We start from the raw sequence: 25,576 nt of genomic DNA on the forward strand, positions 1-25,576 counted from the left end.
GGTTTGTCTATTCACTTATTACATAAAATATGATAAAATAACAGAGTGATTGTGTGACTTTTGTCAAAGGTTCTGTCTGAATCCCTCACCAATGGTAACATTTTCGTATGCAAGTTCACGCATTTTCAGCATTACGTCATGTGGAGTTTCTCTCATTCCGCCCGTTGCCCAATCTATTATTATTCCGCAATAGCCATGAGAATAAAAATCGGCAAAGAACTTCGCCTTATCGGAACGCTTTCTGGTTATAGCAACAGCGTGATAGAAAAATCTGATGAACAGCTTGTGCATACTTCTGAAAAGATAATGCTCAAATATCTTTTCGTTGCTTTTTAGCGTGTTTGAGTAAAAGCGCTTGTCTTTGAGCATATTTACGAGAAATCCTTCAAGACGCTCATACCAGTTGTCGTAGTTTACGCCTTTGGTGATGTCAGCGAAAAGCTCGTGAAGATAGATATAGCTCAAAAGCTCATATTTATCCTGAAAATGGTAATAAAAAGATTGGCGGTTAAGACCGCACTCACCTGTTATATCGGATATGGATATTTTATCAAAGGGTTTTTGCTCGCAGAGTTTTTTCAGTGAATCACACAAAGCACTTTTGGTTATTGCAGAGCTTGACATTTAACTACATTCCTTTCAGATTCATAACGACAAAAGGCCTTTTTTGAGGAAAAATCAGACTAAGCTGAATTAATGTCAAAAAAGCAGACAATTTGCGCTAACTTTTATTATATCATAATTTTATGAAATTTCAATAACTTTTTATAAATATTTTATCATTATCATATTTTTCACAGGGGGAAACGGCATGAAAAACAATATCATCACAGAATTTATAAATGGTCAAAGCTGTAGAGCGTATGAAGCCCTGGGGGCAGTAAAAATAGAGAACGGCATAAGATTTTCCACCTATGCGCCCCATGCAAGAAAGGTAGAGCTTTGCCTGAATGGAGATATTATCCCTATGGAATGTGATGAACGTGGGGTATGGAGCGTTGAACGCCCTGCAAAAGAGGGTGACATTTATCAGTATGTTATCACAACGCCTACTCTTGAAAAGCACTACCGCTCAGACCCTTTTGCGGTGTACAGCGAGGTAAGACCGAAAAATGCGTCTGTGGTGTATGATATCGACAGCTATAGCTGGAATGACCAAGAATGGCTCTCAAAGCGTGACAAATGCTATGAAAAGCCTATGAACATATATGAGGTACATTTCGGCTCGTGGCGCATAAAAGAGGGAAAAGAAGAAACCGACCGCTTTTACACCTATGAAGAAATGATAGACCTGCTCATACCTTATGTAAAGGAAATGGGCTATACCCATATCGAGCTTCTGCCACTGACGGAATATCCTTATGACGGCTCATGGGGCTATCAGGTGTCGGGATATTTCTCCGCAACCAGCCGTTACGGCGACCCTAGAGGGCTTATGAAGTTCATAGACGCTTGTCATGCGGAAAATATCGGCATCATTCTGGACTTTGTACCCGTACATTTTGTCCGTGATTTCTATGCCCTGCACATATATGACGGAAGCTTCCTCTTTGAAAGCGACAATGAGTATGACAGATACTCCGAGTGGGGTACTGCCCTGTTTGACTACACAAAGCCTCATGTGCTTAGCTTTGTAAAATCCTCAGTTAATTTCTGGATAGAAAAATATCATGTTGACGGATTGAGATATGACGCAGTTGCAAACCTTATCTATCGTCACGGCCACACTGATGACGCTGTGAACGACAGCGGTATATGGTTCTTGAAGAACACTAATTACGCCATTCAGAAAATGCACCCTGACGTTATGCTTTTTGCAGAAGATTCCACAAACTACACAAAGGTAACTGCCCCTGTTGAGTTCGGCGGTCTTGGCTTTGACTATAAATGGGATCTGGGCTTCATGAACGATACCATCAATTATATAAAGACTCCGCCTTTTGAACGCAGAAATCATCACAATAAAATGACCTTCTCCATGAGTTATTTCTATAATGACCTTTTCATTCTTCCTTACTCCCACGACGAGGTAGTTCACGGCAAGAAAACCATGGTGGATAAGGTGTTCGGCAGTCAGCAGGAGCAGTTTGCTACCATAAGAGCACTGTATACTTTCCAGTTCACTCACCCTGGCAAGAAACTCAACTTCATGGGCAACGAGCTTGGCGAATATCTTGAATGGCGTGATGAAAAAGAGCTGGGCTGGAATCTGCTCACATATCCTATACACGATTCATTACACGAGTATGTGAAAGCACTCCACAAGCTTTATCTTGAACAGCCTGCACTGTATAAGTCCGACTATAATTCCACATCTTTCCGCTGGATAGACGCAGACAACAAAAATCAGTGCATTTATGCCTACCGCAGAAGCGACCCTTCCGGCAAGACGCTTTATATGGTGTTCAATTTTTCTGGAAGCTATCAGAACTATATCCTGAAGGTCGAGCAAAACGGAGCCTACAAAGAGCTTCTCAACTCTGACCGTGATATTTATAGTGGATCAAACTGCATAAACAGCGGTCTTTATACCACAAACTATAAGCTGCCACTCAGACTCGCACCTCTCAGTAGCGTTATAATTACCACAGAATGAGAAAAAAATATTAAAAATCATAAAATACTATTGCAAAATGGCGAAATATGCGTTATAATATGAGTGTATGTAATATACAACATTTACACCAAAATCATTTGAGAGGAGTTATGTAAATAATGGTTTATTCTCACGAAGTTGAAACAATGTGCCCTATCGCTCAGGGCGTTGCTCACGGTGCAGCTCCAATTCCAGAAGAAGCAAAGTGGGTAAAAGCTAAGGAAATCAAGGATATCTCAGGCTTTACACACGGTATCGGCTGGTGTGCTCCACAGCAGGGCTGCTGCAAGCTGACACTTAACGTAAAAGAGGGCGTTATCCAGGAATGTCTCGTTGAAACTATCGGCTGCTCAGGTATGACACACTCTGCTGCTATGGCATCAGAGATCCTTCCAGGCAGAACAGTTCTCGAGGCTCTTAACACAGACCTCGTTTGCGACGCTATCAACACAGCTATGAGAGAGCTTTTCCTCCAGATCGTTTACGGTCGTTCACAGAGTGCATTCTCTGAGGGCGGTCTTGTAGTAGGCGCTGGTCTTGAGGACCTTGGTAAGGGACTTCGTTCACAGGTAGGTACTATGTATGGTACACTTGCAAAGGGTCCTAGATACCTTGAAATGACAGACGGCTATGTTACAGGTCTTGCACTTAACGAAGATGACGAGATCATCGGCTACAAGTTTGTAAACTTCGGCAAGATGATGGACTTCATCAAGGCTGGCGACGATGCTAACACTGCTTTTGAGAAAGCACAGGGTCAGTACGGTAGAGTAGCTGACGCTGTTAAGATCGTTGACCCAAGAAAAGAATAAGGAGGATTTGTTACAATGGCTTTATTTGAATCATATGAGAGAAGAGAAAAGCAGATCCTTGCTGTTATCAATCAGTACGGTATCAACACTATCGAAGAGTGTGCTGACGTATGCAAGGCTAAGGGTCTTGACATTTATAAGCTCGTTGAGGGCATTCAGCCTATCTGCTTTGAGAACGCTAAGTGGGCTTACACAGTAGGCTGCGCTATCGCTATCAAGAAGGGCTGCACAAGAGCTGCTGACGCTGCTGCTGCTATCGGTGAGGGACTTCAGGCTTTCTGTATCCCTGGCTCTGTAGCTGACCAGAGAAAGGTTGGTCTTGGTCACGGTAATCTCGGCAAGATGCTTCTTGAAGAGGATACAGAGTGCTTCGCATTCCTCGCAGGTCACGAATCATTCGCTGCCGCTGAGGGTGCTATCGGTATCGCTGAGAAGGCTAACAAGGTTAGAACAAAGCCTCTGAGAGTTATTCTTAATGGTCTTGGCAAGGACGCTGCACAGATCATCGCTAGAATCAACGGCTTCACATATGTTGAAACTGAGATGGATTACTACACAGGCGAAGTTAAGGAAGTATTCCGCAAGGCATACTCTGATGGTCTGAGAGCTAAGGTAAACTGCTACGGTGCTAACGATGTTACCGAGGGCGTTGCTATCATGTGGAAAGAGAACGTAGACGTTTCTATCACAGGTAACTCAACAAACCCAACAAGATTCCAGCACCCAGTTGCAGGTACATACAAGAAGGAAAGACTTGAGAAGGGCAAGAAATACTTCTCAGTAGCTTCAGGCGGAGGAACAGGTAGAACTCTGCACCCAGATAACATGGCTGCTGGTCCTGCTTCTTACGGTATGACAGATACAATGGGAAGAATGCACAGCGACGCTCAGTTTGCTGGTTCTTCTTCAGTTCCTGCACACGTTGAGATGATGGGTCTTATCGGTATGGGCAACAACCCAATGGTTGGTGCTACAGTTGCTTGCGCAGTTGCAGTTGAAGAGGCTATGAAGTAAGGTTTTAAACCACTTCACAAGTCTTGTAATGTGGACAACGATAAGACTTCGTGTTCAAAAGAATATCAGTAAGGCGTTAGATTTTGTTCTAACGCCTTATTTTTATGCACAAAAAGACCTTCCCATGCTGTAAGGAAAGGTCTGACGACCAAACTAAAGCGCAGGAAGGTCAATATCACAAATACAAGCTAAAAACTGCATAACTCCCATATTAAAAGAACTTTGCAATATCCTCAACAGCTCTTCTTTTAGGTCTGGCAGGGGCTTCTGCAGGATAGCCAACGGCTATAACCGATACTACGATCTCGCTTTCAGGTATTTCAAGCACCTCACGGAGCTTTTCTCCGTCCCTGATGCCCATTACAAGCGAGCCTAAGCCAAGCTCAGCCGCTTTGAGAAGAAGTATCTCATTGTGCAGACCAAGATCGTAAAAACCCCAGCCATTGCCGACTTCATTATCAGGATCACCCTCTTTGTCAAAACCTGCTCTTGTATGTACAAAAGTCGTTACAAGAAGTGCCGCATTTTCAGACCTTTCTCTGTTAAATCCAGGCAAGCACTCCTCTCTTACCCTCTTTGTCATCTCGTCGCTTAGAACGCAGTAATACCTTGCAGTTTCAGAGTTTTTCCACGATGGTGCTTCTGTTGCAGCAGCTATGAGCGTTTCTATCTGCTCTTTTGTTACCTTTTTACTGCCGTCATATTTTCTTATGCTTCTTCTGCTTTCAATAAGCTTCTGAAATTCCATTTATATCTCTCCTTGTCAAAATGTGAGGCTCACGCCTATTTCAGATACAATTATAACATATCACTTCCACCATTTCAAGTAGCAAAAGCCCTTGAAATGTTCATATTATTGTGATACAATAACGTAAAGACAATATGGGGGTGCAGACTATGAGCTTTGTAAAATTCGAGAACGTTTATAAAAGATACAAAATGGGCGAGATAACCATAAATGCCGCAGACGGTGTTTCATTTGAGATAGAAAAAGGCGAATTTGCTGTTATAGTAGGCGCAAGCGGTGCAGGAAAAACTACTATACTTAATATGCTCGGCGGCATGGATACCTGCGACGAGGGCAAGATCCTTGTTGACGGCAAGGACATTGCCACTTTTAATAAAAAGCAGCTCACAACATACCGCAGATATGACATAGGCTTTGTTTTTCAATTCTATAACCTTGTGAATAATCTTACTGCTAAGGAAAATGTAGAGCTTGCCACACAGATATGCGCACATGCCTCAAAGCCTGAAGAAGTGCTGAAAAAAGTGGGACTCGAGGACAGAATGAACAACTTCCCCTCCCAGCTTTCAGGCGGCGAGCAGCAGCGTGTTTCTATCGCACGAGCATTGGCGAAAAATCCTAAGCTTCTTCTTTGCGACGAACCAACGGGCGCTCTTGATTACAACACAGGTAAAAATATCCTCAGACTTTTGCAGGATACCTGCCGAAATGACGGTGTGACAGTTATAGTCATCACCCACAACTCCGCTATCGCACCAATGGCTGACAGAGTTATAACCGTCAAAAACAGCAAGGTAGACAAAGTTGAGATAAACAAAGACCCTGTTGACGTTTCTACTATCGAATGGTAACGGAGAAATATATGAAACTTCTTTCACCTGTCAAATACGAATATGGCAATCTGAAAATAGGCGGAGGCGGCTTTGTGACAGGTATCACTTTCCACCCCACCGACAGCAAAACGCTTTATATACGCACCGACATCGGTGGTATCTACCGCTATGACTTTGATAAACAAACTTGGGCGTATCTGGCAGACAAAGTTACCGCAGACGACCCTGCACAGACCTATCCCCTTGCAATAGCCCTTGACGAAAACGACCCAAATAAGCTGTTTTTCACCTGCGGAGATAAACGCTCAAATTATATCTGCATATCTGATGACAAGGGAGAAAATATAATTCAAAAGACACTGCCATGCAGCGTTCACGGAAACGAAGTTGGCAGAGCCACAGGCGACAGACTTATTTACAAAAACGGCAGGCTGTATTTCGGCTCGCAGACCGCAGGAATTATCTATTCTGAGGATATGGGCGAAAGCTGGCAAAACATAGACCTGTTTGGTGAGAAAAACATCTCGCTTATATGGACAAACAGTGAGGGCAAACTTTTTATAGCAGGCTGTTCAGGTGAAGCAAACTCCCCTGACGGTGTAACAAGAGGTCACACTCTGTATTGCTCCACAGACGGCTTGAAAAGCTTCGTTCCCCTCACCGCCCCCGATCCTGTGAAATACGAAAACTCCTCCTATTATGGCTTCGTGCCACAGCGTATCACCAGCGACAGCAGATATATATACATCACTTTTGCTTCAAGCGGAGAAGTATTCTACGGTGGCATGGGTGCTTATGCTTGCGACACAGGCTCGCTTTCAGGCGGCAAGGTATACAGATACCGCATCGAAAATGGAGTGACTGTTTTTGACAAAGACATAACCCCCGAGGACCATATCCCATGCGGCTACAGCGGAATATGTTCCAACGGCAAAATGCTCTTGCTATCAACTGTCTGCCGAAAAAATGGCGGAGATATGATCTATACAAGCACCGACAGCGGTGAAAGCTGGAAGATAATAATGAATAGGCTTGAATATAGCCGATTCGATTGGAATATCCCATACATGAAGCCTTCATACAACGGCGGCGGAAACTGTGTCCACTGGATAAGCGACATAAAGTTTTCACCTTTTGACAGCGACACAGCCTTGTTCAACACAGGAACAGGTCTGTTCATGATAACAGGTCTTGCAAGCGGAGATGTGCTTGTCAAACCATTCTGCGAGGGCATAGAGGAAACTGTTCACCTTAATGTATACACCACTCCCCATGGCAGTAATCGCATTATAGATATCATTGGCGACCTTGGTGGCTTTGCCTTTGAAGATTATGACAGTGAGTGCGAAAATTCCTTTGCAAACGAAAATGGCGACCGCTACATCACCTGCCTTAATGCTGATCTCACCCTCAGCGACCCCGAATACATCGTCGCAACTCCCCGTGGCAACTGGACAGGCAAAACAAAAGGTGGTCTGATCTTATCCAAAGATTGCGGTTCAACATGGGAAAGACTTCCCATGCCCCGTGGGCTTTCTGAGTTTATAGACAAAAAACTTGACAACATCGAAAAGCCTAATGTAGACTCAGGTTGGACAGCGATATCTGCCGACGGCAAACGCATAATGTGGGCTGTTGCAGGCGGCAGAGGCTTTTCTAACAAGGCTGTCTGCTATACCGACGATGAGGGCAAAACATGGCAAAAGTCCATTTTTACGGACAGTAGTGGAAACTCAGCAGATGAACACAACGTAAAAATTTTCTCGGACTATTACAACAGCGATCTTTTCTTCGCCATAGCAGAACGAGGAAATCTGGGGCTTTACATCAGCCGTGACAAAGGTGCAACTTTCAGAGAAGTGTCCATAAAAACGGACATAAAGTGTCCACGATACGCTCACTATCAGCTTTCAAGACAGCCAGATAAAAGCGGAGTATTCTGGCTTGCAAACGGCATAAAGGGACTTTACCGCTTCGAGATAAAGAGTGACAGCGTGTGGATAAGTGACATTCTCCCTAAGGACAGGATAAACTGCATAGGCTTTGGAAAAGGGCTTGAGGAAACTCCTGCAATGTATGTCACAGGAAATATCAGTGGTGAATACGGCTTTTATATTTCTGATGATCTGGGCGAAAGTTTCGCACGTATAAATACCGATAGACAGCAATACGGTGTTATACACTCAATATGCGGAGATATGCGAGAACACGGCGTTTTCTGCCTTGCCACAGGCTCTCACGGACTTATGTTCGGCAGACAAAAAAGCCTTGCAAAGCCGTGAAAAATGTGGTATAATCAAAGTAACATAATTGAAAGGAAGTTCAATATGACCTACAAGGAAGAATTTATAAAATTTATGGTAGACAGCGGAGTTCTCACATTTGGCGACTTCACTCTTAAAAGTGGCAGAAAAGCTCCGTATTTCATCAACTGCGGAAACTATAAAACAGGCGAACAGCTTGCAAAGCTGGGCGGCTTTTACGCTGATTGCATAGCTGACAACAAAATACCTGTTGAAACACTTTTCGGACCTGCATATAAGGGTATCCCTCTTGCTGTTTCAGCCGTTATCGCACTTGCAACAAAGTATGGCATTGACGTTTCTTACTGCTTTGACAGAAAGGAAGCTAAGGATCACGGCGAGGGCGGAATGTTCGTTGGAAAGAAGCTTGCAGACGGAGAAAAGGTAATAATCATCGACGATGTTATGACATCTGGCAAGGCTCTCAGAGAGTCAATGCCAAAGCTCAAAAGTGCCGCAGACGTAAACGTAACAGGCATGGTGATAACAGTTGACAGAATGGAAAAGGCTCTTGACACCGACCTTTCAGCTGTTGAACAGGCTTATAAAGACTTTGGCGTAAAGGTATACTCTATCGTAAACATCAACGATATCATCAAGGCTATTCAGGACGGTGTTGTTGAGGGCAAAGAGTATCTTGACAAAATGCTGGAATACCGTGCAGCATACGGAGTTGACCACGAATAATAATCCTGCTTTGAGGAAAATTTAAGGTTATTTTAAAGTTACAAATTGAAATAATTTGTAACAGTATTGTAGTGAAATGTAACTTGTCTGTTCTTGAAGTTACAGCCCCTAAAGGCTATAATATGTAATGTAGAACAGAGAAAGAAAAAGAATGTAAACACTAAGATTAAACTCTTAGCTCGTTTCATCCTCTCCAAAATTTTTACACAAGCAAAGGGCAGCCAATGGGTTGCCTTTTTGTTTTGTCGAAACGAGCAGGATAAATGTAAAAAAAGTGTTAAGTGCTTGACAAGTGACGTATATAATGGTATAATAATAAAGCTGATTTGTTCAGCATATTGATAAATACTACATAGAACTACTGTCTAAACTGAAATGATGGGCTTCTATGAGTCATAATTTTAGTTTGGAAGGAGGAAGTCAAATGAGAGAAGGAATTCACCCAAAGTATGAGGAAACAACAATTACTTGCGCTTGCGGTAATGTTATCCATACTCGTTCTACAAAGAAGGATATCAAGGTTGAAATTTGTTCTAAGTGCCACCCATTCTACACAGGTAAGCAGAAGCTCGTAGATACAGGCGGACGTGTTGACAGATTCAAGAAGAGATTTAATCTTGACTAATTTTCAAAGGGAACGGATAATTCCGTTCCTTTTTTCTTTTATATGAGGAAACCAAATGGGATATACAACAATCTATGAGGAAGCTCAGGCGAGCTTTACGGAGAAAAAGTCCGAATTTATCGGGCATATCGCACCTGTCAGCACCGCTGATGAGGCTGTCGCATTTATAAACAGGATAAAAGCCGAAAACCGCAAGGCTAGGCACAACGTCTATGCCTATGTGTTGAGAGAGGGTAACGTTTCACGATACAGCGACGACGGCGAGCCACAGGGTACAGGCGGAGTGCCAGTGCTTGATGTAATAAACAAATCTGGGCTTACAGACGTTTGTGTGGTGGTGACACGATATTTCGGTGGAATACTTTTGGGGGCAAGCGGTCTTACAAGAGCCTATTCTCAGGGTTGTTCAATGGCGGTGAACGCTGCAAGAAAAATGAAAATGTGTGAGTGTTCAAGAATATCCTTTTCCTGCGACTATACACTTTATGGCAAGGTCAGCTATGCGTTGCCTGAATATGGCGTGATAATGGAAAAAGAGGACTTTGCCGATTCTGTAGATCTTGCGTTTCTTGTGAAGTCTGAATTATCAGACAAGCTGAAAAAACAGCTTACGGATATATCCTGCGGCAAGCTTGAATTGTCAGAAGAAACAAATCTTCTTGCTGATTTTGCATGAAATTTGTGCGATTATACAAAAACATTCAGCCTTTATGTAAAAATAAAGGCTTTTTTGAACTATTATAGTATATATTATATAGAGTTAGTATGTTTTATATACTGTAAGGGGGAATTTTTGTGCTGCCGAGAGAACAAACCGAGTTGTTTGAAAAACAATTTCTGAGCGAAAACGCCTGCTTGTCTGTTGATTCAAAAGGGCGTAAAGATCCTTGCGAACCTTGTCCGCTGAGGACGTGTTTCCAGCGTGACCGTGACAGGATACTTCACTGCAACTCTTTCAGACGGCTGAAGCATAAAACTCAGGTCTATCTGTCCCCTGCAGGCGACCATTATAGAACACGACTTACTCATACCCTTGAGGTAAGTCAGATCGCACGGACTATCTCACGGGCTTTGCGGCTCAACGAAGATCTCACCGAAGCTATCGCACTGGGTCATGACCTTGGTCATACGCCTTTTGGTCATGCAGGAGAAAGGGCTCTCAACGAGCTTAGCCCTGACGGCTTTCACCACTATGAGCAAAGCCTGCGTGTAGTGGATATTTTGGAAAAAGACGGCAAGGGTCTTGACCTCACAGAAGAAGTCCGTGACGGAATATTAAAGCACACTAACATGATAGCCGACACGAAAGAGGGCTATGTTGTGCGATTTGCAGACGTTATCGCCTATATAAATCACGATATCGACGATTCCGTTCGTGCAGGCATTATGACCGAGGAGGATATCCCGAAAAATATCACAAAGGTTCTTGGCGGATCCAAGTCTGAGAGGATAACCACTCTTGTGACCTCGCTTATCAAGGGCGGAGCAGAAAGCCTGCATATGGACAACGAAGTGAGTGACGCCTACACTGCACTGCATAGATTTATGTTTGACTTTGTATACACAAATCCAAAGTGCAAATCAGAAGAAGTCAAGGCTAAAGACATGATAGCAAAGCTCTATGACTACTATGTTCATCATATCGAAAAGCTGCCTGCCTTTTATATGAATCTCGCCTATCAGTTCGGAATTGACCGTGCTATCTGCGATTACATATCAGGCATGACAGACGGATTTGCCATTGAGACCTTTAAAAATCTGTTTATCCCATTGGGGTGGACAAAGTATTAGCGCATACCCAAGGAGGAAGAAATTTGCCGCTGCCTATAGATTTTATAGAAAGACTTAAAGCTGCCAACCCTATCGCAGAGGTCATGAGCAGCTACGTCACCCTCAAAAGAACAGGCAGAGATTATGTTTGCCTCTGCCCTTTTCACAACGAAAAAACCCCGTCCTGCCATATTCACCCTGACAAAGAGTATTTTCACTGCTTTGGCTGCGGAGCAGGCGGAGATGTTATCACTTTTACAATGAAGTACAATAATCTGGACTATTGGGAAGCTGTCAAGCTCCTTGCAGAACGTGGCGGAGTGCCGCTTCCGGAGGATAACGGCTATGACAGCAAGCGCACCGATACCAGAAAGCGCTTCTATGAAATGAATAAAACAGCCGCAAGGTTTTTCTATCATCAGCTAAAGACACCACAGGGCAAGGAATGTCTTGACTATCTTATAAACAAACGTAAGCTCAGTATTGAAACCATAAAGAAATATGGAATGGGCTTTGCTCCAAACAGTTGGTCTGCCTTGAAAAGCTATATGCTCTCTGAGGGCTTCACCGAGGAAGAATTGGAGCAAGGCTCGCTTATCTCACGTTCACAGAAGAATACCCGAAATACGTTCGATTTCTTCGTAAATCGTGCAATGTTCCCTTTTATCGACCTTGCAGGTCATATAGTGGGCTTTGGCGGAAGAGCGCTCACAACTGACGATAAGAGAAAATACCTTAACTCAAAAGATACCCTTGTGTATTCAAAAAACAGATTTCTTTTCTCCATGAACTTCGCCAAAAACGCCGCAGTGAAAGATAAGACCATTCTTCTGTGCGAGGGTAATCTTGACGTTATTTCCCTTAATCAGGCAGGCTTTGAGAATGCCGTAGCTTCCTGCGGAACTGCGCTCACCCCTGAGCAGGCGAAGATAATATCCAACTATGCAGACAACGTTGTCATATGCTATGACGCAGATGGCGCAGGTCAGAAAGCCACAACGAGAGCAATAAAAATTCTAGGTGAAACTGGCCTCAAGACCACCGTTATAAAAATGAACGGTGCAAAAGACCCTGATGAGTACATAAACAAATTCGGAGCAGACCACTTTCGCCATTTGCTGAAAAAATCAGACGGTGCAATAGAGTTTGAGTTAGAAAAATGCAAAGACGGCATTGATATGGACACTGATATAGGCAGGATAGATTATCTCAAAAAAGCCTATAAAGTCCTTGCAGATATAAGCTCCCCTACTGAGCGTGAGATATACGCAAAAAAGGTGGCGGCTGAACAGAATGTGAGCATCACAACTGTCAATGCAGAACTTAATGCTATACTTAAAAACCGTCGCTATCAGTATAGCAAAAAGGAATGGACTCGCACTATAACCTTCGCTGACAAGCGTGACACCATAAACCCCGAAGCCAATGAACACAGACGAGAATCCGCCGCCGAAGCGGGTATCATATATTATCTCTACAATAATCATGACGCCTGCGGAGATGTTCTCAAAAGGCTTCCGCCCGACAAATTCGTTACCAGCTTCAATAGGCGTGTTTACGAAAGCCTGACGAGCAAGATAACCGATTTGCAGGATTGCTCTGTATCATCTTTTAATGGTGAATTTTCACCCGAGGAAGTGGGTAAGATAACGGAGATACTGGAAAAATACAGCGAACTGGGCATTGACGCCAAGGTCGCTGAGGATTATATAAATGTGCTTTTAAACTACAAGCCGAAGGAGAAACAGGAGAATATATCCGACGATGACTTCTTCAAAAAGTATGAAGAAATGCGCAAAAAGAATTAGCAAAGATCAACCGATGTAAAAATTGAGATTGGAGTGTTTGAAATGACAGACAAGAAACAGATACTTGATAACCTTATGGAACACGGCAAAACTACAGGCAAGCTCACTACAAAAGAGATAACTGACGCTCTTGAAAAGCTCGACTATGACGTCGAGCAAATGGACAGCTTCTATGATAGCTGTGCCGCAAATAATATTGAGATAATTGATGATATCATCACCGACGACAGCCTTGACATGGTAAACCCAGAAGACGATCTGGATCAGGACGGCGTTGATATTTCCCTTTCAACTGACGGGATCGCTATCGACGACCCGGTTAAGATCTACCTTAAGGAAATAGGCAGAGTGCCGCTTCTTACCTCCGAGGAGGAGATACAGCTTGCAGAAAAGATGTCTAGCGGCAATGAAAAGGACGCTAAAAAAGCAAGAAAAAGACTGGCAGAAGCAAACCTCAGACTTGTTGTTTCTATCGCAAAGAAATATGTGGGCAGAGGAATGAGCTTCCTTGACCTTATCCAGGAAGGCAACATGGGTCTTATCAAAGCCGTTGAAAAATTCGACTATACAAAGGGCTTCAAATTCTCCACATATGCCACATGGTGGATAAGACAGGCTATAACAAGAGCGATTGCCGATCAGGCAAGAACTATCAGAATACCTGTACACATGGTAGAAACTATCACAAAGGTAAAGAAAGTATCCTCACAGCTTCTCCACAAGAACGGTCATGATCCGTCACCTGAGGAAATAGCAAAAGAGCTTGATATGAGCGTTGAAAGAGTAAGAGAGATAATGCGTATCGCTCAGGACCCTGTTTCTCTTGAAACACCTATCGGTGAGGAGGAGGACTCACATCTTGGCGACTTTATCCCTGATGATGACGCTCCGGCTCCGGCAGAAGCCGCTTCACTTGTGCTTCTTAAAGAGCAGATAAATCAGGTGCTTTCCACTCTTACAGAGAGAGAAGAGAAGGTGCTCAGACTGCGTTTTGGTCTTGAGGACGGACGTTCAAGAACTCTTGAAGAAGTAGGTCAGCAGTTCAACGTTACCCGTGAGAGAATACGTCAGATAGAGGCAAAGGCTCTCAGAAAGCTCCGTCACCCTAACAGGAGCAACAAGGTAAGAGATTATCTTGACTAAGTTTCGGAGGAAATAAATGTTTATAACACTTGAGGCGGATTACGCAGTAAGAATAGTATCCGTTCTATGCCGCGAAAAAGACAAAATGGACGCAAAGACCATTTCCAATGATGCCTGCGTTACACTTCGATTTGCGCTGAAGATACTGAGAAAGCTTGTTGCGGCTGACATAGTGAAGTCATATAAAGGCACGCAGGGGGGCTATATCATAAATAAAGACCCTGCACAGCTTACCTTGAAAGACGTTCTTGAAGCCATAGAGGGTACATATTATTTTTCAAGATGTCTTTCCCCAGACTGCACCTGCAACAGAGGTGCAGACGGTATCTGCTGTTATCAGAAAGCTTTTAACGAGATATCTGAAATGGTAAGGAACAAGCTTGACACATATACCTTTGCGGAGCTTATCGCAAATTCTGAGGAATTTAACCGAGAGGATACTGCTAATGAAACGCAGCAAGAAATTCAAGCTTGACAAGGAAGCTATAAACAAAATAGACAGCGAGTATGACGATCGTGACCTTTCAAACTACACAAACTACGAGGTCTGCGAGGAAGAAAAGCCGCGTCACAGATTTCTGAAAAAGCTCGTAAAACGGCTGATAATACTGTGTGCAGTTGTGCTTGTGATAAACATTGCGGTGCTTTTGTATACAGGCAGACTGTGGTTCAATGAGCCGAAAAAGCGTGACTATCCAATAAGAGGACCTGTTGTAACAGAGTCAATGGGCGAGATACGCTGGAAGAGTTTTGCTAAGCAGAATATCCAGACCGCCTATATAAGAGCCACCAAAGGCACTACCTTTGAGGACGGTGCGTTCCGTGACAACTGGAACGGCTCAAAGGACACTGATATATCAGTGGGAGCATACCATGTGCTTGAGCTTGATACTGACGGCACTAAGCAGGCAGAGCATTTCATAAATGCTGTGGGCGAGGATCTAAGCGGCAGGCTTATCCCTGCAGTGGAGGTAAGACTGAGAGGACTTTACAGACTTCTGCCCCCTGACTATTACGAAGCCGCAGATAACCTTGCAGACTTCTGCGGCAGGATAGAAAAGCAATACGGCGTAAGACCTGTCATATACTGCACAGAACGGACGTACAAAAACATCGTTGCTTCAGACAGCAGATTTAACAAGGACAAGATATGGTATGAGAGCCTGTTTTCAAGGCCTGACGAGGATATGGATTGGACGTTCTGGACTTATACCAACCGTGTAAAATTCTCATTCTATGAAAGCGGCGAATATCTCCACATGACGGTATTTAATGGCAGCGAAGATGATTTCAAAAAACTTATAATATGAAAAAGCGTGTATGTTTTTTTGCATACACGCTTTTTCTATCACATAAAATAAAAACAGGACAAACACTTTCATGTCCGTCCTGTCTGTTTCATAATATTACTACAAATATGTAATTACTTAGCTTCACCCTTGAGCTCTGCCATACAAGCTGCACAAATTGTCTTGCCCTTGTATTCAACGCACTCTTCACCGCTTCCGCAGAAGATACAAGTTCTCTGGAACTTCTTCAGAATGATCTTGTCATCATCTGTATAGATCTCGATAGCGTCCTTAACAGCAAGGTCGTAGGTTCTTCTGAGCTCGATAGGTAGAACTATTCTTCCAAGCTCGTCAACTTTTCTTACAATTCCTGTAGATTTCATAAAATCAATCCCCTTTAAATTAATTTGAAACACAAAAATAGTATTTCATTTAACATAAATCTTATGATAAACATATTATAACAAACATAATTACATTTGTCAAGCGTTATCACCAAAATTTCACACTTATTGTCAAAGTTTTTTATATATTAACTTGATATGAATACTAGCTGAAAGGAGTGTTAATTATATTAAGCGTAATAATTGTGATATTGTCCCTATCCGCCTTGTTATGCGGTTTTCTTAAAGGCGACATGACTGCAGTATCAGTGGCTTCTCTTGAAGGATGTAACAAAGCGGTGGAGCTTGTCATATACCTGAGTGGCTCGATGTGTCTTTGGGGCGGACTTATGAAGATATGTGAAAAGGCTGGCATAACAGCGGTCATTGCCCGTATGCTATCCCCTGTCACTAGGCTACTATTCAGAGATGCCGCACACTGCCCCGAGGTCATGAATGCCGTGACAATGAACCTGACCGCAAACCTTTTAGGATTAGGCAATGCCGCCACACCCTCAGGCATAGCCACAGTGAAAGCCATGCAGAAGCTTCCGCCTGCGGCACGAAAGAAGTGCATTTCTATGCTTGTGGTGCTTAACACGGCTTCCATTCAGCTTATCCCCTCCACCATTGCGGCAATGCGCCTTGAACACGGTGCAGTATCCCCCTTTGACGTAACGCCTGCTATCATTTTCTCCTCCCTTATCTCCGTGACCGCAGGCTGTCTTATGGTCTATGCCCTCAACCTCAGAAAGGACGAACGCCATGAATTTCGGTGACATTTTCGTGCCTGCGCTTATGGTTTTTATACTTTGCTATGGGCTTGTGAAAAAGGTGGATATAGTGAATGTGTTCTGCGAGGGTGCGGCTGAAAACCTCAAAATCGCCTTGGGGCTGATACCAATGCTCATTCTGCTTATGACAGCAGTGGGAATGTTCACATCATCAGGTGCGGCTGATATTATAGCAAAACTTCTCCGACCTGTGACCACTTTTCTGGGCTTTCCAGAAGAGTGTATACCCCTTGCTATAGTCAGACCCATTTCAGGGAGCGGCGCACTCGCCTGCCTTGAAACCATTCTTTCAAGCGTTTCCCCTGACAGCTACAGCGGACGTGTAGCAAGCGTTTTAATGGGGTCAACGGAAACGACATTCTACACCATAGCAGTATATTTTTCAGCCATAAAGCAAAAAGCTTACCCCTCAGTATTTGCAGCGGCGTGCCTTTCAGACCTTATGGGATTTGTGTTCTCTGCACTTGCAGTAAGGCTGTTTTTCTCATAAAACTCAGGAATAAATTTCACATATCGGTACATAATAGACCTATCACAAATATACGGAGGTCTTACCAGTGAAAGATATGTTTTGTTTCCAGTGTCAGCAGACTGCACACAACACAGGCTGTGACGGAAAAGTAGGCGTATGCGGCAAAAAAGCCGACACAGCAGTTTATCAAGACGAGCTTATCGGTGCACTTATCGCCCTTGCAAATGCCGCAGAAAATGGCTCGTCAACTGAAAAAACAGATATGCTCATACTCAAAGGGCTTTTTACGACTATCACGAACGTGAACTTCAATAATGTCACCATAAAACAGCTCACAGAGGAGATACACATTGAGCGAAACCGCATCAACTCTCAGAAGTTTGATGACTACGACATGAAAAAACTGTGGAACGATCATGAGGATATCCGCTCGCTGAAATCACTTATCCTCTTCGGAATAAAGGGTATGGCGGCGTATGCTTATCACGCACAGGCACTTGGCAAAACTGACAGCGAGGTGACAAACTTTTTCTACAAGGCTCTGCGTGCCATAGGCAGCGAGAACGACCCTGAAAAGCTGTTGGGGCTGGTGCTTGAAACAGGCAATGTGAACCTGAAATGTATGGCACTTCTCGACGCCGCAAACACTGACGCATACGGCGACCCTGTCCCTACAGAAGTTCCACTGACCATTGAAAAAGGGCCATTTATCGTCGTGAGCGGTCATGACCTGCACGATATGAAACTTCTCCTTGAGCAGACCAAAGATAAAGGAGTGAATATCTACACTCACAGTGAAATGCTCCCTGCCCATGGTTATCCAAAGCTCAAAGCCTATCCGCAGCTAAAGGGCAATTTCGGCACAGGCTGGCAAAATCAGCAGTCGGAATTTCACAATATCCCTGCACCGATACTTTTCACAACAAACTGCATAATGCCTGTCCGTCAAAGCTACTGCGACAGAGTTTTCACCACCTCTATCGTGTCATATCCTGAGCTTGTGCACATTGGCGACGACAAGGATTTTACGCCTGTTATAGAAAAAGCCATTGAGTGCGGCGGCTATGACGAGGACAAGGAAATGACAGGCATGAACGGCGGTCACACAGTAACAACAGGCTTTGCACACAACGCAGTGCTGTCAAATGCCGAAAAGATAATAAGCCTTGTGAAAGAGGGCAGGATAAAGCACTTCTTCCTCATAGGCGGCTGTGACGGTGCGTCACCGAGCAGAAGTTACTATTCTGACTTCGCAAGGCTCACGCCGCCTGACAGTCTTATCCTCACTCTTGCCTGCGGAAAATATCGCATAAACGATATGGATCTCGGCACTATCGACGGCATACCAAGGATACTTGACTGCGGACAGTGTAATGACGCATACTCAGCCATAAAGATAGCCATTGCACTTGCCGAGGCGTTCGACTGCGGTGTGAACGATCTGCCGCTGACACTTGTGCTTTCATGGTATGAGCAAAAGGCAGTGTGCATACTTCTCACCCTGCTTTCATTGGGCATAAAGAACATCTACCTCGGACCGACCCTCCCTGCATTCGTTTCAAAGGGCGTGCTTGACGTTTTGGTCGATAAGTTCCAGCTTACTCCTATCAGCACCCCTGAAGAAGATATAAAGAAAATACTTGGCTGATAAGCCGCAAACGCAGGAGCGTGGTAATACGTTCCTGCGTTTTTGTCGTAAAAAAATCTTCTTCATTTCTTGTATAAGGGAATAAAATATGGTATAATCATATTAAAGAAAAAATAAGAAATCGGAGGTACATAAAATGTCTGAAATAAAATGTCCCCACTGCGGAGAGGTATTCAAAGTTGATGAACAGGGCTATGCGGCTATCGTGGCTCAGGTAAAAACCGCTGAGTTTGATAAAGAGCTTGACAAGCGTGTGGCTGATGAAAAAGACAAGGCTTTGAAGCTTGCTAAGCTTGATTTTGACAGCAAGTATACAAAGGCTGTCAATGATAAGGATATGGAGATACAAAAGCTGAAAGCGGCTGCGGCTAACGGTGAGAGTGAAAAGACACTTGCAGTCACAAAGGCTCAGGAGAGCACAAGAGCCGAGTATGAAAAAACGCTTGAGCAGCTAAAAGAGCAGATAAGTCAAAACGAAAAGCTTATTGCACAGCTTACCGCTCAGACCAAATCTATGACCACAGAAAAAGAACTTGCCATATCAATGGCTGTGGAGAAAGCAAGATCGCAATTCAACAGCGAAAAGGACAAGCTCAGGCAGGAGATATCTCAGCGTGATATGCAGATACAGCAACTCAATTCTGAGCATACTCTGCAAATGCAAAAGTCAGAAAATGAATATAAAGCGGAGATAACACGTCTTGAAACAGATATCAAAAATAAGGATACTGAAAAGGCTTTGGAGCTTACCACTGCACTTTCAAAAGTGGAAAGTGAGAAAAATTCCACTATTGCAGAGCTTAATGCACAGATAAAAAGTAAGGACGAAGCTATCGCATACTACAAAGACCTAAAAAGCCGTCTGTCTACAAAAATGGTGGGCGAGAGCCTTGAACAGCACTGCATGAACGAGTTCAACAAGATAAGAGCTACCGCATTCAGAAACGCTTATTTTGACAAGGATAACGACGCAAGCTCAGGAAGCAAGGGCGACTTTATCTACCGTGAATGTGATGAAAACGGTGTGGAGATAATATCCATAATGTTTGAAATGAAAAACGAGCAGGATACCACCTCCACCAAGAAAAAGAACGAGCATTTCTTCAAAGAGCTTGACAAGGACAGACGTGAGAAAAAATGTGAATACGCTGTACTTGTTTCACTTCTGGAAAGCGACAGCGAGCTTTATAACGCAGGTATCACAGATGTTTCATATGCTTATGATAAAATGTATGTAGTCAGACCTCAGTGTTTTATACCAATAATCACCATACTGAGAAATGCCGCCATGAATACCCTTTCCTATAAGGAAGAGCTCGAAAAGGTGCGCAACGAGAATATCGACATCACAATGTTTGAGCAAAACATCAACACTTTCAAGGAGGGCTTTGCCCGAAACTATGAACTTGCAAGCAGACGTTTTGGCGAAGCTATCACAGAAATAGACAAGTCTATAGCACATCTCACAAAGATAAAAGAAAACCTTATTTCATCAGAAAACAATCTGCGCCTTGCAAACAAAAAGGCTGACGCTCTCACTATCAAGAGTCTTACCAAAAATAACCCTACCATGCAGAAAAAATTTGCCGAGCTTAAAGGAGAATAATTGCTGACATATGAAAGGAGTGGCAAAGCCATGAAAAAAGATATCAGAAAAGACATTTTCACAATTATCGCCGTGACTGTCGCCGCCTTTCTGATGGCGCTAAACACAAAGACCTTTGTAAACACAGGCGGTCTTTACCCAGGCGGAATGACAGGAATGTCCATACTCATACAGCGTGCAGTGAAACAGCTTGCAGGCATAATGCTTCCGTTCAGCATCATAAACATAACTCTGAACATAATCCCCGTGTATATCGGTTTCAGATTTATCGGCAAAAAGTTCACGGCTTTTTCCTGCGTGATGATACTGCTCAACAGCTTTTTCACCGACCTTATCCCCAATCACATAATCACCCAGGACGTGCTTCTCATAAGCATCTTCGGAGGAATGATAAACGGCGTTGCCATTAGCCTCTGCCTTAATCGTGGTGCAACATCAGGTGGAACGGACTTTATATCCATTTATCTTTCAGAGAAAAGCAATATGGACACATTCAATGTTATACTTGGCTTCAATGCGGTCATATTGTGCGTTGCAGGCTTTATGTTCGGCTGGGACAAAGCACTGTATTCTATCATCTTTCAATATGCTTCAACAACTGTTTTGCATATGCTCTACAAAAAATTCCAGCAAAGCACCTTGCTTATCGTAACAAACAAGCCCAAAGAGATAGCAGACGCTATTTATGCAGTGAGCCAGCATGGCGCGACCATACTTGACGGCGAGGGGTCTTATGAACACTGCGAAAGACAGATCGTCTATTCAGTAGTATCAGCGGCACAGACCAAAAAGATCATACACGCTGTAAAAGAAGCCGATCCGAAAGCCTTCATAAACGAAGTAAAAACACAAAAACTCTCAGGAAGATTTTATCTGCCAAAAGAGAGCTGATATAGAAGCGGACTGAAAAAAGGTCCGCTTTTTATTAAAAAAAATCTTGTTCAACCCTTGTACTTTGCGAAAAAATATGATATACTATTAATATATATAAAATCATCTGTATTTGTTTTGTTTTTTTCATTACATTTACAGAAATTATCGAAAGGGTGTGAACTATGCTTGACAGTATCGCTTATGTTATAAACGCTATTTGGGGCGTTTTTACATCAATAGGTCTTAATGACATTGTCGATATTGCTATCCTCTCCTTTCTGATATTCCACGGCATAAAGCTTATTCGCGAAACAAGGGCGCAGCAGCTCACAAAAGGTATCCTTATACTTATAGGTTGCTACCTGCTTGCAGTATTCTTTAATTTGCAAACTATCAGATTTTTGCTAAGGATCTGCTTCCAGTGGGGCTTCCTTGCTCTTATCATAATGTTTCAGCCTGAACTCAGACGTGTTCTTGAAAAGGTCGGACGAACAAGTCTGGGTGGCTTTAATTTCTTTAGCTCAAGTGACTCTGACGACAACACCGAACATTGGAAAAAAGCTATTGACGCTATATGTGATTCTGCCGCAAGTCTTTCTTCCACCAAAACAGGTGCGCTTATAATCTGTGAGAGAAAGACAAAGCTTGGGGAACAGATAGCTACAGGAACGATACTCAACTGCATACCGTCAACAGCGATATTCGGAAACATATTCTTCCCGAATACACCGCTCCATGATGGTGCTGTAATAATCAGAGACGGAATAATACTTGCGGCAGGCTGTTTCTTGCCAAGACCGCAGAAAGACGAACTTATAAACAAACAACTCGGTTCAAGACACCGTGCAGCTATCGGAATGAGCGAAAACTCTGACGCAATAGTCGTCGTGGTATCTGAGGAAACAGGCAACATCTCAGTTGCCGAAAACGGAGAGCTTACCAGGGGATATTCAAAGGACTCTCTGAAAAGACTTCTGGACAATCGTCTTTTGCCTGAAAAGGACGCTAATTCCATTAGAGAAAATTCTTTTGCAGGAAGGGTGATTTCAAAATGGAAAAAGTAAAAAAGGCTAAAAAAGAAAATCGCCATGGTGCAGACTTTGGTCTGAGAATACTTTCCATAATCATTGCTGTAATAATATGGTTCGCCCTTTCTATCACTCAGTATCCTACAATAAACAAGACTATAACAAACGTTCCTGTTGTGTTCTCACTTGACGGAACGCAGGCAAAAGAAAAAGGACTTTCCGCACTCAACTATAAGGATATCTCCGTAGACGTTGAGATAAAGGGCATGAACTATGAGATAGGCAGCTATACTGCCGCAGATCTTGTGGCAACTGTCAATCTTGATGACGTAACAAAAGAGGGTACCTACGACCTTGACATTGATGTCAAGTCATCACATTCCACCGACAAGGTAACTGTAGTTTCTGTCAACCCTGACACTGTTTCTGTGGAGTTTGACAGACTTACCACAAAGACTATCCCACTCACCGCAGAAGCCCCGCTCATAAGCGCTGAGGAGGGCTATATCCTTAAAGAAACTACCACATCGCCAAGCGAGATAACAGTTGAAGGTCCGAAAAATGACCTTGACAACATAAGCAAAGCAGTGGCACAGATCTCAAAATCAAAGAAAATATCCGAGGACACGACTATCAACACGCAGGATATCGTATTCTATGACGATGACGACAACGTTGTTGATCCATCTAAAATAGAAGTCAAGGATACAAAGTCTGTCGATGTGAATTTTGTTATCTACAAGAAAAAGACAGCAAAGCTAAAGGTAGATATCTCTAATTGTACGGATAATTTTGATGTCAGCTCACTGCCACTGAAGCTTTCCGAGGAAGAGATATCTGTGGTGTCGCCAAATCTTGACGACTCAGATACAGAAACGCTCACTATCGGCTCCATAAAACTTTCAGAGATAAACCTTGCAAAGGTGTTCAGCTTCAAGATCCCTCTTAACTCAGGTGAGATTAATATGAATGGCGATGAAAACGTTCGTGTATCCTTTGACTCAGAGGGATACACCTCGAAGGAGTTCACCATAACATCAGACCATATCATCACAACGGGCAAGCCGTCAGGCAAGTCCACTGAGATAGAAACAAAAAAGCTCACAAACGTCAAGGTCTACGGTCCTGAAGATGTGATAAACAATCTTAAAGACAGCGACTTATACGCTGAGGTCAATCTAAGCGACATAATTGACTCTGGTTCTTATGCTCGAGAGGCTATAATCTATTCACCGACCTACAACAACGTTTGGGGTTTCGGCAAAAACGAGATACAGATAGTTGTTTCAGACTAATAAAATTTTATCGGGACGATCTATTCGTCCCGATTTTTCGGTAAAAACGCAGGAGGATATATGCCAATAATAGTAAATCAAATAAGTTCCCCCCTTAACGCAACAGAGCAGGAAGTTATCTCCACCGCTCTGAAAAAGCTAGGCAGTGTCTCAAAGCACGCCATAGACTGCGAGATACACAAAAGCTCTCTTGATGCACGAAAGCGCAACGACATTCACTTTGTCCACTCAGTTTTCGTGACACTTGACAGTGCCGACCTTGAAAAGAAGCTCTGTGAGAAGAACACTTCCCTGACCTATGTTGAGCGCAGTGTTTACAAGCCTGTCATATCCACAGAAAAAGCAGAGGGCAAAGTTGTCATTGCAGGTTTTGGACCAGCAGGAATGTTCGCAGGGCTTGCCCTTGCCGAGCAGGGATATAGACCGATTATTTTAGAGCGTGGCAGCTCAATGGAAAAACGTACTGCATCGGTACAGAAATTCTGGCTCACAGGCGAGCTTGACACCAATTGCAACGTGCAATTCGGTGAAGGTGGTGCAGGCACATTTTCTGACGGCAAGCTCACCACACGAATAAAAGACCCTCTTTGCAGATATGTTCTTGAACGCTTCGTGGATTTCGGTGCGCCGAAAGAGATCCTCACAAAAGCTAAGCCGCATATAGGCACTGACAATCTGCGAAATATCGTCACGGCTATCCGAAAAAGGATAATAGAGCTTGGGGGCGAGGTAAGATTTGACACTGCCCTCACTGATCTGGCTATCTCAAACGGCAAAGTGCAGACTATATCAGCAGGTGACAAGGACGAAAAAGTGTCTGCCGTTATACTTGCTATTGGTCATTCCGCAAGGGATACTTTTGAGCTTTTGCAGTGCAAAAACATCTTTCTGGAGCCTAAGCCGTTCTCTGTTGGCGCAAGAATAGAACATAAGCAAGCGGCTGTGGACGAAAGCTTATACGGTGACCATGCAGGCAATCCACTGCTTCCAAAGGGTGAATATCAGCTTTCATGGCGTGATAAAAACGGCAGAGGTGTTTACACTTTTTGTATGTGTCCAGGCGGTACAGTTGTGCCGTCAGCTTCCGAAAGCGGAGGCACTGTCACAAATGGCATGAGCGAGTTTGCCCGTGACGGTGAAAACGCAAACGCCGCAGTTGTCGTGGCCGTTACCCCTGACGACTTTGGCCACTGCCCGCTTGACGGAGTGGCTTTCGCACGGTCTATAGAGCAAAAAGCTTATACTCTCACAGGCTCATATAAAGGCGCAGGCACGACAGTTGGCGGATTTCTTGATGGCAAGCCTGAAATAGCAGGCACAGTTTCACCCACCTACGCACTTGGCTGTAAGGCGACAGAGCTTCGTGATGTATTCCCTAAATTCGTGACTGATATGTTGGAGGGCGGCTTGCAGAATTTCTCACGAAAAATGAAATGCTTCGGCGATAAAGGTGCAATGCTCACCGCACCTGAAACCCGTACAAGCTCCCCTGTTCGCATTACACGAAACGCAGATATGGTATCTCTCTCAGTGGAAAATCTTTATCCCTGCGGCGAGGGTGCAGGCTATGCAGGAGGCATAATGTCCGCCGCCGTTGACGGTCTTAAAGCCGCAATGCAGATAATGGCAAGACAAGCACCGTGTGATAAATAACAAAAAAAGCCGTTTGCTGTACAAAAGATCGTACAGTAAATGGCTTTTTATTGTAGGGGCGAACACTGTTCGCCCGTTTACCTACACTCGTTTGTATAAGCCGAAATATCACACAAAAAAGGGCTGTAAAAAAACGCGCAATAAAAAAAGACTGCAACCACCCTTAAAAGGGTAGGAAAGCAGTCTTTTTTGTGGT

At 43.6% G+C, this 25,576-nt stretch carries 24 protein-coding genes; 21 read left to right on the plus strand and 3 right to left on the minus strand.

What is annotated here, in order from left to right:
- Positions 1 to 63: 63 nt before the first annotated feature.
- Positions 64 to 624, minus strand: a complete 561-nt coding sequence (locus AB5627_RS05595) for a TetR/AcrR family transcriptional regulator C-terminal domain-containing protein (protein WP_022288290.1) — start codon at positions 622 to 624, stop codon at positions 64 to 66.
- Positions 625 to 811: 187 nt separating this feature from the next.
- On the opposite strand from AB5627_RS05595, the gene glgB reads away from it, so the two are divergent.
- The 3 genes from glgB (at position 812) to AB5627_RS05610 (ending at position 4,422) form a co-directional block, all read left to right on the plus strand.
- Positions 812 to 2,596 (plus strand): 1,4-alpha-glucan branching protein GlgB, encoded by a 1,785-nt coding sequence (gene glgB, locus AB5627_RS05600; RefSeq protein ID WP_270762752.1) that lies wholly within the window; start codon positions 812 to 814, stop codon positions 2,594 to 2,596.
- A 119-nt stretch (positions 2,597 to 2,715) separates the two neighbouring features.
- Positions 2,716 to 3,408 carry an iron-sulfur cluster assembly scaffold protein gene (locus tag AB5627_RS05605; RefSeq protein ID WP_022288288.1) on the plus strand — a complete coding sequence of 231 codons (693 nt, stop codon included), beginning with the start codon at positions 2,716 to 2,718 and terminating at the stop codon, positions 3,406 to 3,408.
- Positions 3,409 to 3,423: 15 nt separating this feature from the next.
- Positions 3,424 to 4,422 carry a GGGtGRT protein gene (locus AB5627_RS05610; protein ID WP_022288287.1) on the plus strand — a complete coding sequence of 333 codons (999 nt, stop codon included), beginning with the start codon at positions 3,424 to 3,426 and terminating at the stop codon, positions 4,420 to 4,422.
- Between the two features lie 211 nt (positions 4,423 to 4,633).
- On the opposite strand, the gene AB5627_RS05615 is transcribed toward AB5627_RS05610, so the two are convergent.
- Positions 4,634 to 5,170 carry a nitroreductase family protein gene (locus AB5627_RS05615; protein ID WP_022288286.1) on the minus strand — a complete coding sequence of 179 codons (537 nt, stop codon included), beginning with the start codon at positions 5,168 to 5,170 and terminating at the stop codon, positions 4,634 to 4,636.
- A 149-nt stretch (positions 5,171 to 5,319) separates the two neighbouring features.
- Between AB5627_RS05615 and AB5627_RS05620 the strand changes: the two genes are divergently transcribed.
- From AB5627_RS05620 to AB5627_RS05665, 10 genes are all read left to right on the plus strand, one after another.
- Positions 5,320 to 6,021 carry an ABC transporter ATP-binding protein gene (locus tag AB5627_RS05620; RefSeq protein ID WP_178086268.1) on the plus strand — a complete coding sequence of 234 codons (702 nt, stop codon included), beginning with the start codon at positions 5,320 to 5,322 and terminating at the stop codon, positions 6,019 to 6,021.
- Between the two features lie 11 nt (positions 6,022 to 6,032).
- Positions 6,033 to 8,285, plus strand: coding sequence for a hypothetical protein (locus AB5627_RS05625; RefSeq protein WP_368369728.1), 2,253 nt, complete (start codon positions 6,033 to 6,035; stop codon positions 8,283 to 8,285).
- 45 nt (positions 8,286 to 8,330) lie between these two features.
- Positions 8,331 to 8,993: an orotate phosphoribosyltransferase gene (gene pyrE, locus AB5627_RS05630; protein ID WP_041337243.1), complete on the plus strand. Its 663-nt coding sequence runs from the start codon at positions 8,331 to 8,333 to the stop codon at positions 8,991 to 8,993.
- Positions 8,994 to 9,417: 424 nt separating this feature from the next.
- Positions 9,418 to 9,618 (plus strand): 50S ribosomal protein L31, encoded by a 201-nt coding sequence (rpmE, locus tag AB5627_RS05635; protein ID WP_022288282.1) that lies wholly within the window; start codon positions 9,418 to 9,420, stop codon positions 9,616 to 9,618.
- A 55-nt stretch (positions 9,619 to 9,673) separates the two neighbouring features.
- The gene (locus AB5627_RS05640; protein WP_022288281.1) at positions 9,674 to 10,294 is read left to right on the plus strand and encodes a YigZ family protein; all 621 of its coding nucleotides are present in this window, start codon (positions 9,674 to 9,676) and stop codon (positions 10,292 to 10,294) included.
- Positions 10,295 to 10,413: 119 nt separating this feature from the next.
- Complete coding sequence (locus AB5627_RS05645; RefSeq protein WP_022288280.1) at positions 10,414 to 11,409, plus strand: deoxyguanosinetriphosphate triphosphohydrolase; 996 nt, start codon at positions 10,414 to 10,416, stop codon at positions 11,407 to 11,409.
- 23 nt (positions 11,410 to 11,432) lie between these two features.
- Positions 11,433 to 13,196, plus strand: a complete 1,764-nt coding sequence (gene dnaG / locus AB5627_RS05650; RefSeq protein ID WP_022288279.1) for a DNA primase — start codon at positions 11,433 to 11,435, stop codon at positions 13,194 to 13,196.
- A gap of 42 nt (positions 13,197 to 13,238) precedes the next feature.
- Positions 13,239 to 14,339, plus strand: a complete 1,101-nt coding sequence (gene rpoD, locus AB5627_RS05655; protein ID WP_022288278.1) for an RNA polymerase sigma factor RpoD — start codon at positions 13,239 to 13,241, stop codon at positions 14,337 to 14,339.
- Between the two features lie 16 nt (positions 14,340 to 14,355).
- Positions 14,356 to 14,814 (plus strand): Rrf2 family transcriptional regulator, encoded by a 459-nt coding sequence (locus AB5627_RS05660; protein WP_022288277.1) that lies wholly within the window; start codon positions 14,356 to 14,358, stop codon positions 14,812 to 14,814.
- Positions 14,786 to 15,649 carry a glycoside hydrolase family 25 protein gene (locus tag AB5627_RS05665; protein WP_022288276.1) on the plus strand — a complete coding sequence of 288 codons (864 nt, stop codon included), beginning with the start codon at positions 14,786 to 14,788 and terminating at the stop codon, positions 15,647 to 15,649. The genes AB5627_RS05660 and AB5627_RS05665 overlap by 29 nt, the downstream gene beginning before the upstream one ends.
- A gap of 113 nt (positions 15,650 to 15,762) precedes the next feature.
- On the opposite strand, the gene AB5627_RS05670 is transcribed toward AB5627_RS05665, so the two are convergent.
- On the minus strand, positions 15,763 to 16,011 hold the full coding sequence (locus AB5627_RS05670) for an AbrB/MazE/SpoVT family DNA-binding domain-containing protein (protein ID WP_022288275.1): 249 nt from the start codon (positions 16,009 to 16,011) through the stop codon (positions 15,763 to 15,765).
- Positions 16,012 to 16,265: 254 nt separating this feature from the next.
- Between AB5627_RS05670 and AB5627_RS05675 the strand changes: the two genes are divergently transcribed.
- From AB5627_RS05675 to AB5627_RS05710, 8 genes are all read left to right on the plus strand, one after another.
- A complete protein-coding gene (locus tag AB5627_RS05675; protein WP_117863266.1) occupies positions 16,266 to 16,790 on the plus strand; it encodes a nucleoside recognition domain-containing protein in 525 nt (174 codons plus the stop codon).
- Positions 16,777 to 17,295 (plus strand): nucleoside recognition domain-containing protein, encoded by a 519-nt coding sequence (locus AB5627_RS05680; protein WP_022288273.1) that lies wholly within the window; start codon positions 16,777 to 16,779, stop codon positions 17,293 to 17,295. Before AB5627_RS05675 ends, AB5627_RS05680 begins: the two co-directional genes overlap by 14 nt.
- A gap of 67 nt (positions 17,296 to 17,362) precedes the next feature.
- Positions 17,363 to 18,925, plus strand: coding sequence for a hydroxylamine reductase (gene hcp, locus AB5627_RS05685; RefSeq protein ID WP_333635113.1), 1,563 nt, complete (start codon positions 17,363 to 17,365; stop codon positions 18,923 to 18,925).
- Positions 18,926 to 19,061: 136 nt separating this feature from the next.
- Positions 19,062 to 20,531: a DUF2130 domain-containing protein gene (locus AB5627_RS05690; RefSeq protein WP_022288271.1), complete on the plus strand. Its 1,470-nt coding sequence runs from the start codon at positions 19,062 to 19,064 to the stop codon at positions 20,529 to 20,531.
- Positions 20,532 to 20,561: 30 nt separating this feature from the next.
- The gene (locus tag AB5627_RS05695) at positions 20,562 to 21,422 is read left to right on the plus strand and encodes a YitT family protein (RefSeq protein ID WP_041337230.1); all 861 of its coding nucleotides are present in this window, start codon (positions 20,562 to 20,564) and stop codon (positions 21,420 to 21,422) included.
- A 164-nt stretch (positions 21,423 to 21,586) separates the two neighbouring features.
- Positions 21,587 to 22,468, plus strand: coding sequence for a diadenylate cyclase CdaA (gene cdaA / locus AB5627_RS05700; RefSeq protein WP_041337229.1), 882 nt, complete (start codon positions 21,587 to 21,589; stop codon positions 22,466 to 22,468).
- Complete coding sequence (locus AB5627_RS05705) at positions 22,456 to 23,727, plus strand: YbbR-like domain-containing protein (RefSeq protein ID WP_022288268.1); 1,272 nt, start codon at positions 22,456 to 22,458, stop codon at positions 23,725 to 23,727. The genes cdaA and AB5627_RS05705 overlap by 13 nt, the downstream gene beginning before the upstream one ends.
- A gap of 60 nt (positions 23,728 to 23,787) precedes the next feature.
- On the plus strand, positions 23,788 to 25,380 hold the full coding sequence (locus AB5627_RS05710) for an NAD(P)/FAD-dependent oxidoreductase (protein ID WP_022288267.1): 1,593 nt from the start codon (positions 23,788 to 23,790) through the stop codon (positions 25,378 to 25,380).
- The last annotated feature ends 196 nt before the right edge of the window (positions 25,381 to 25,576 follow it).

Source organism: Ruminococcus sp. RTP21198st1_G1_RTP21198_201120 (genome assembly GCF_040924265.1).
In the GTDB taxonomy this organism is placed as follows: Bacteria; Bacillota; Clostridia; order Oscillospirales; family Ruminococcaceae; genus Hominimerdicola; species Hominimerdicola aceti.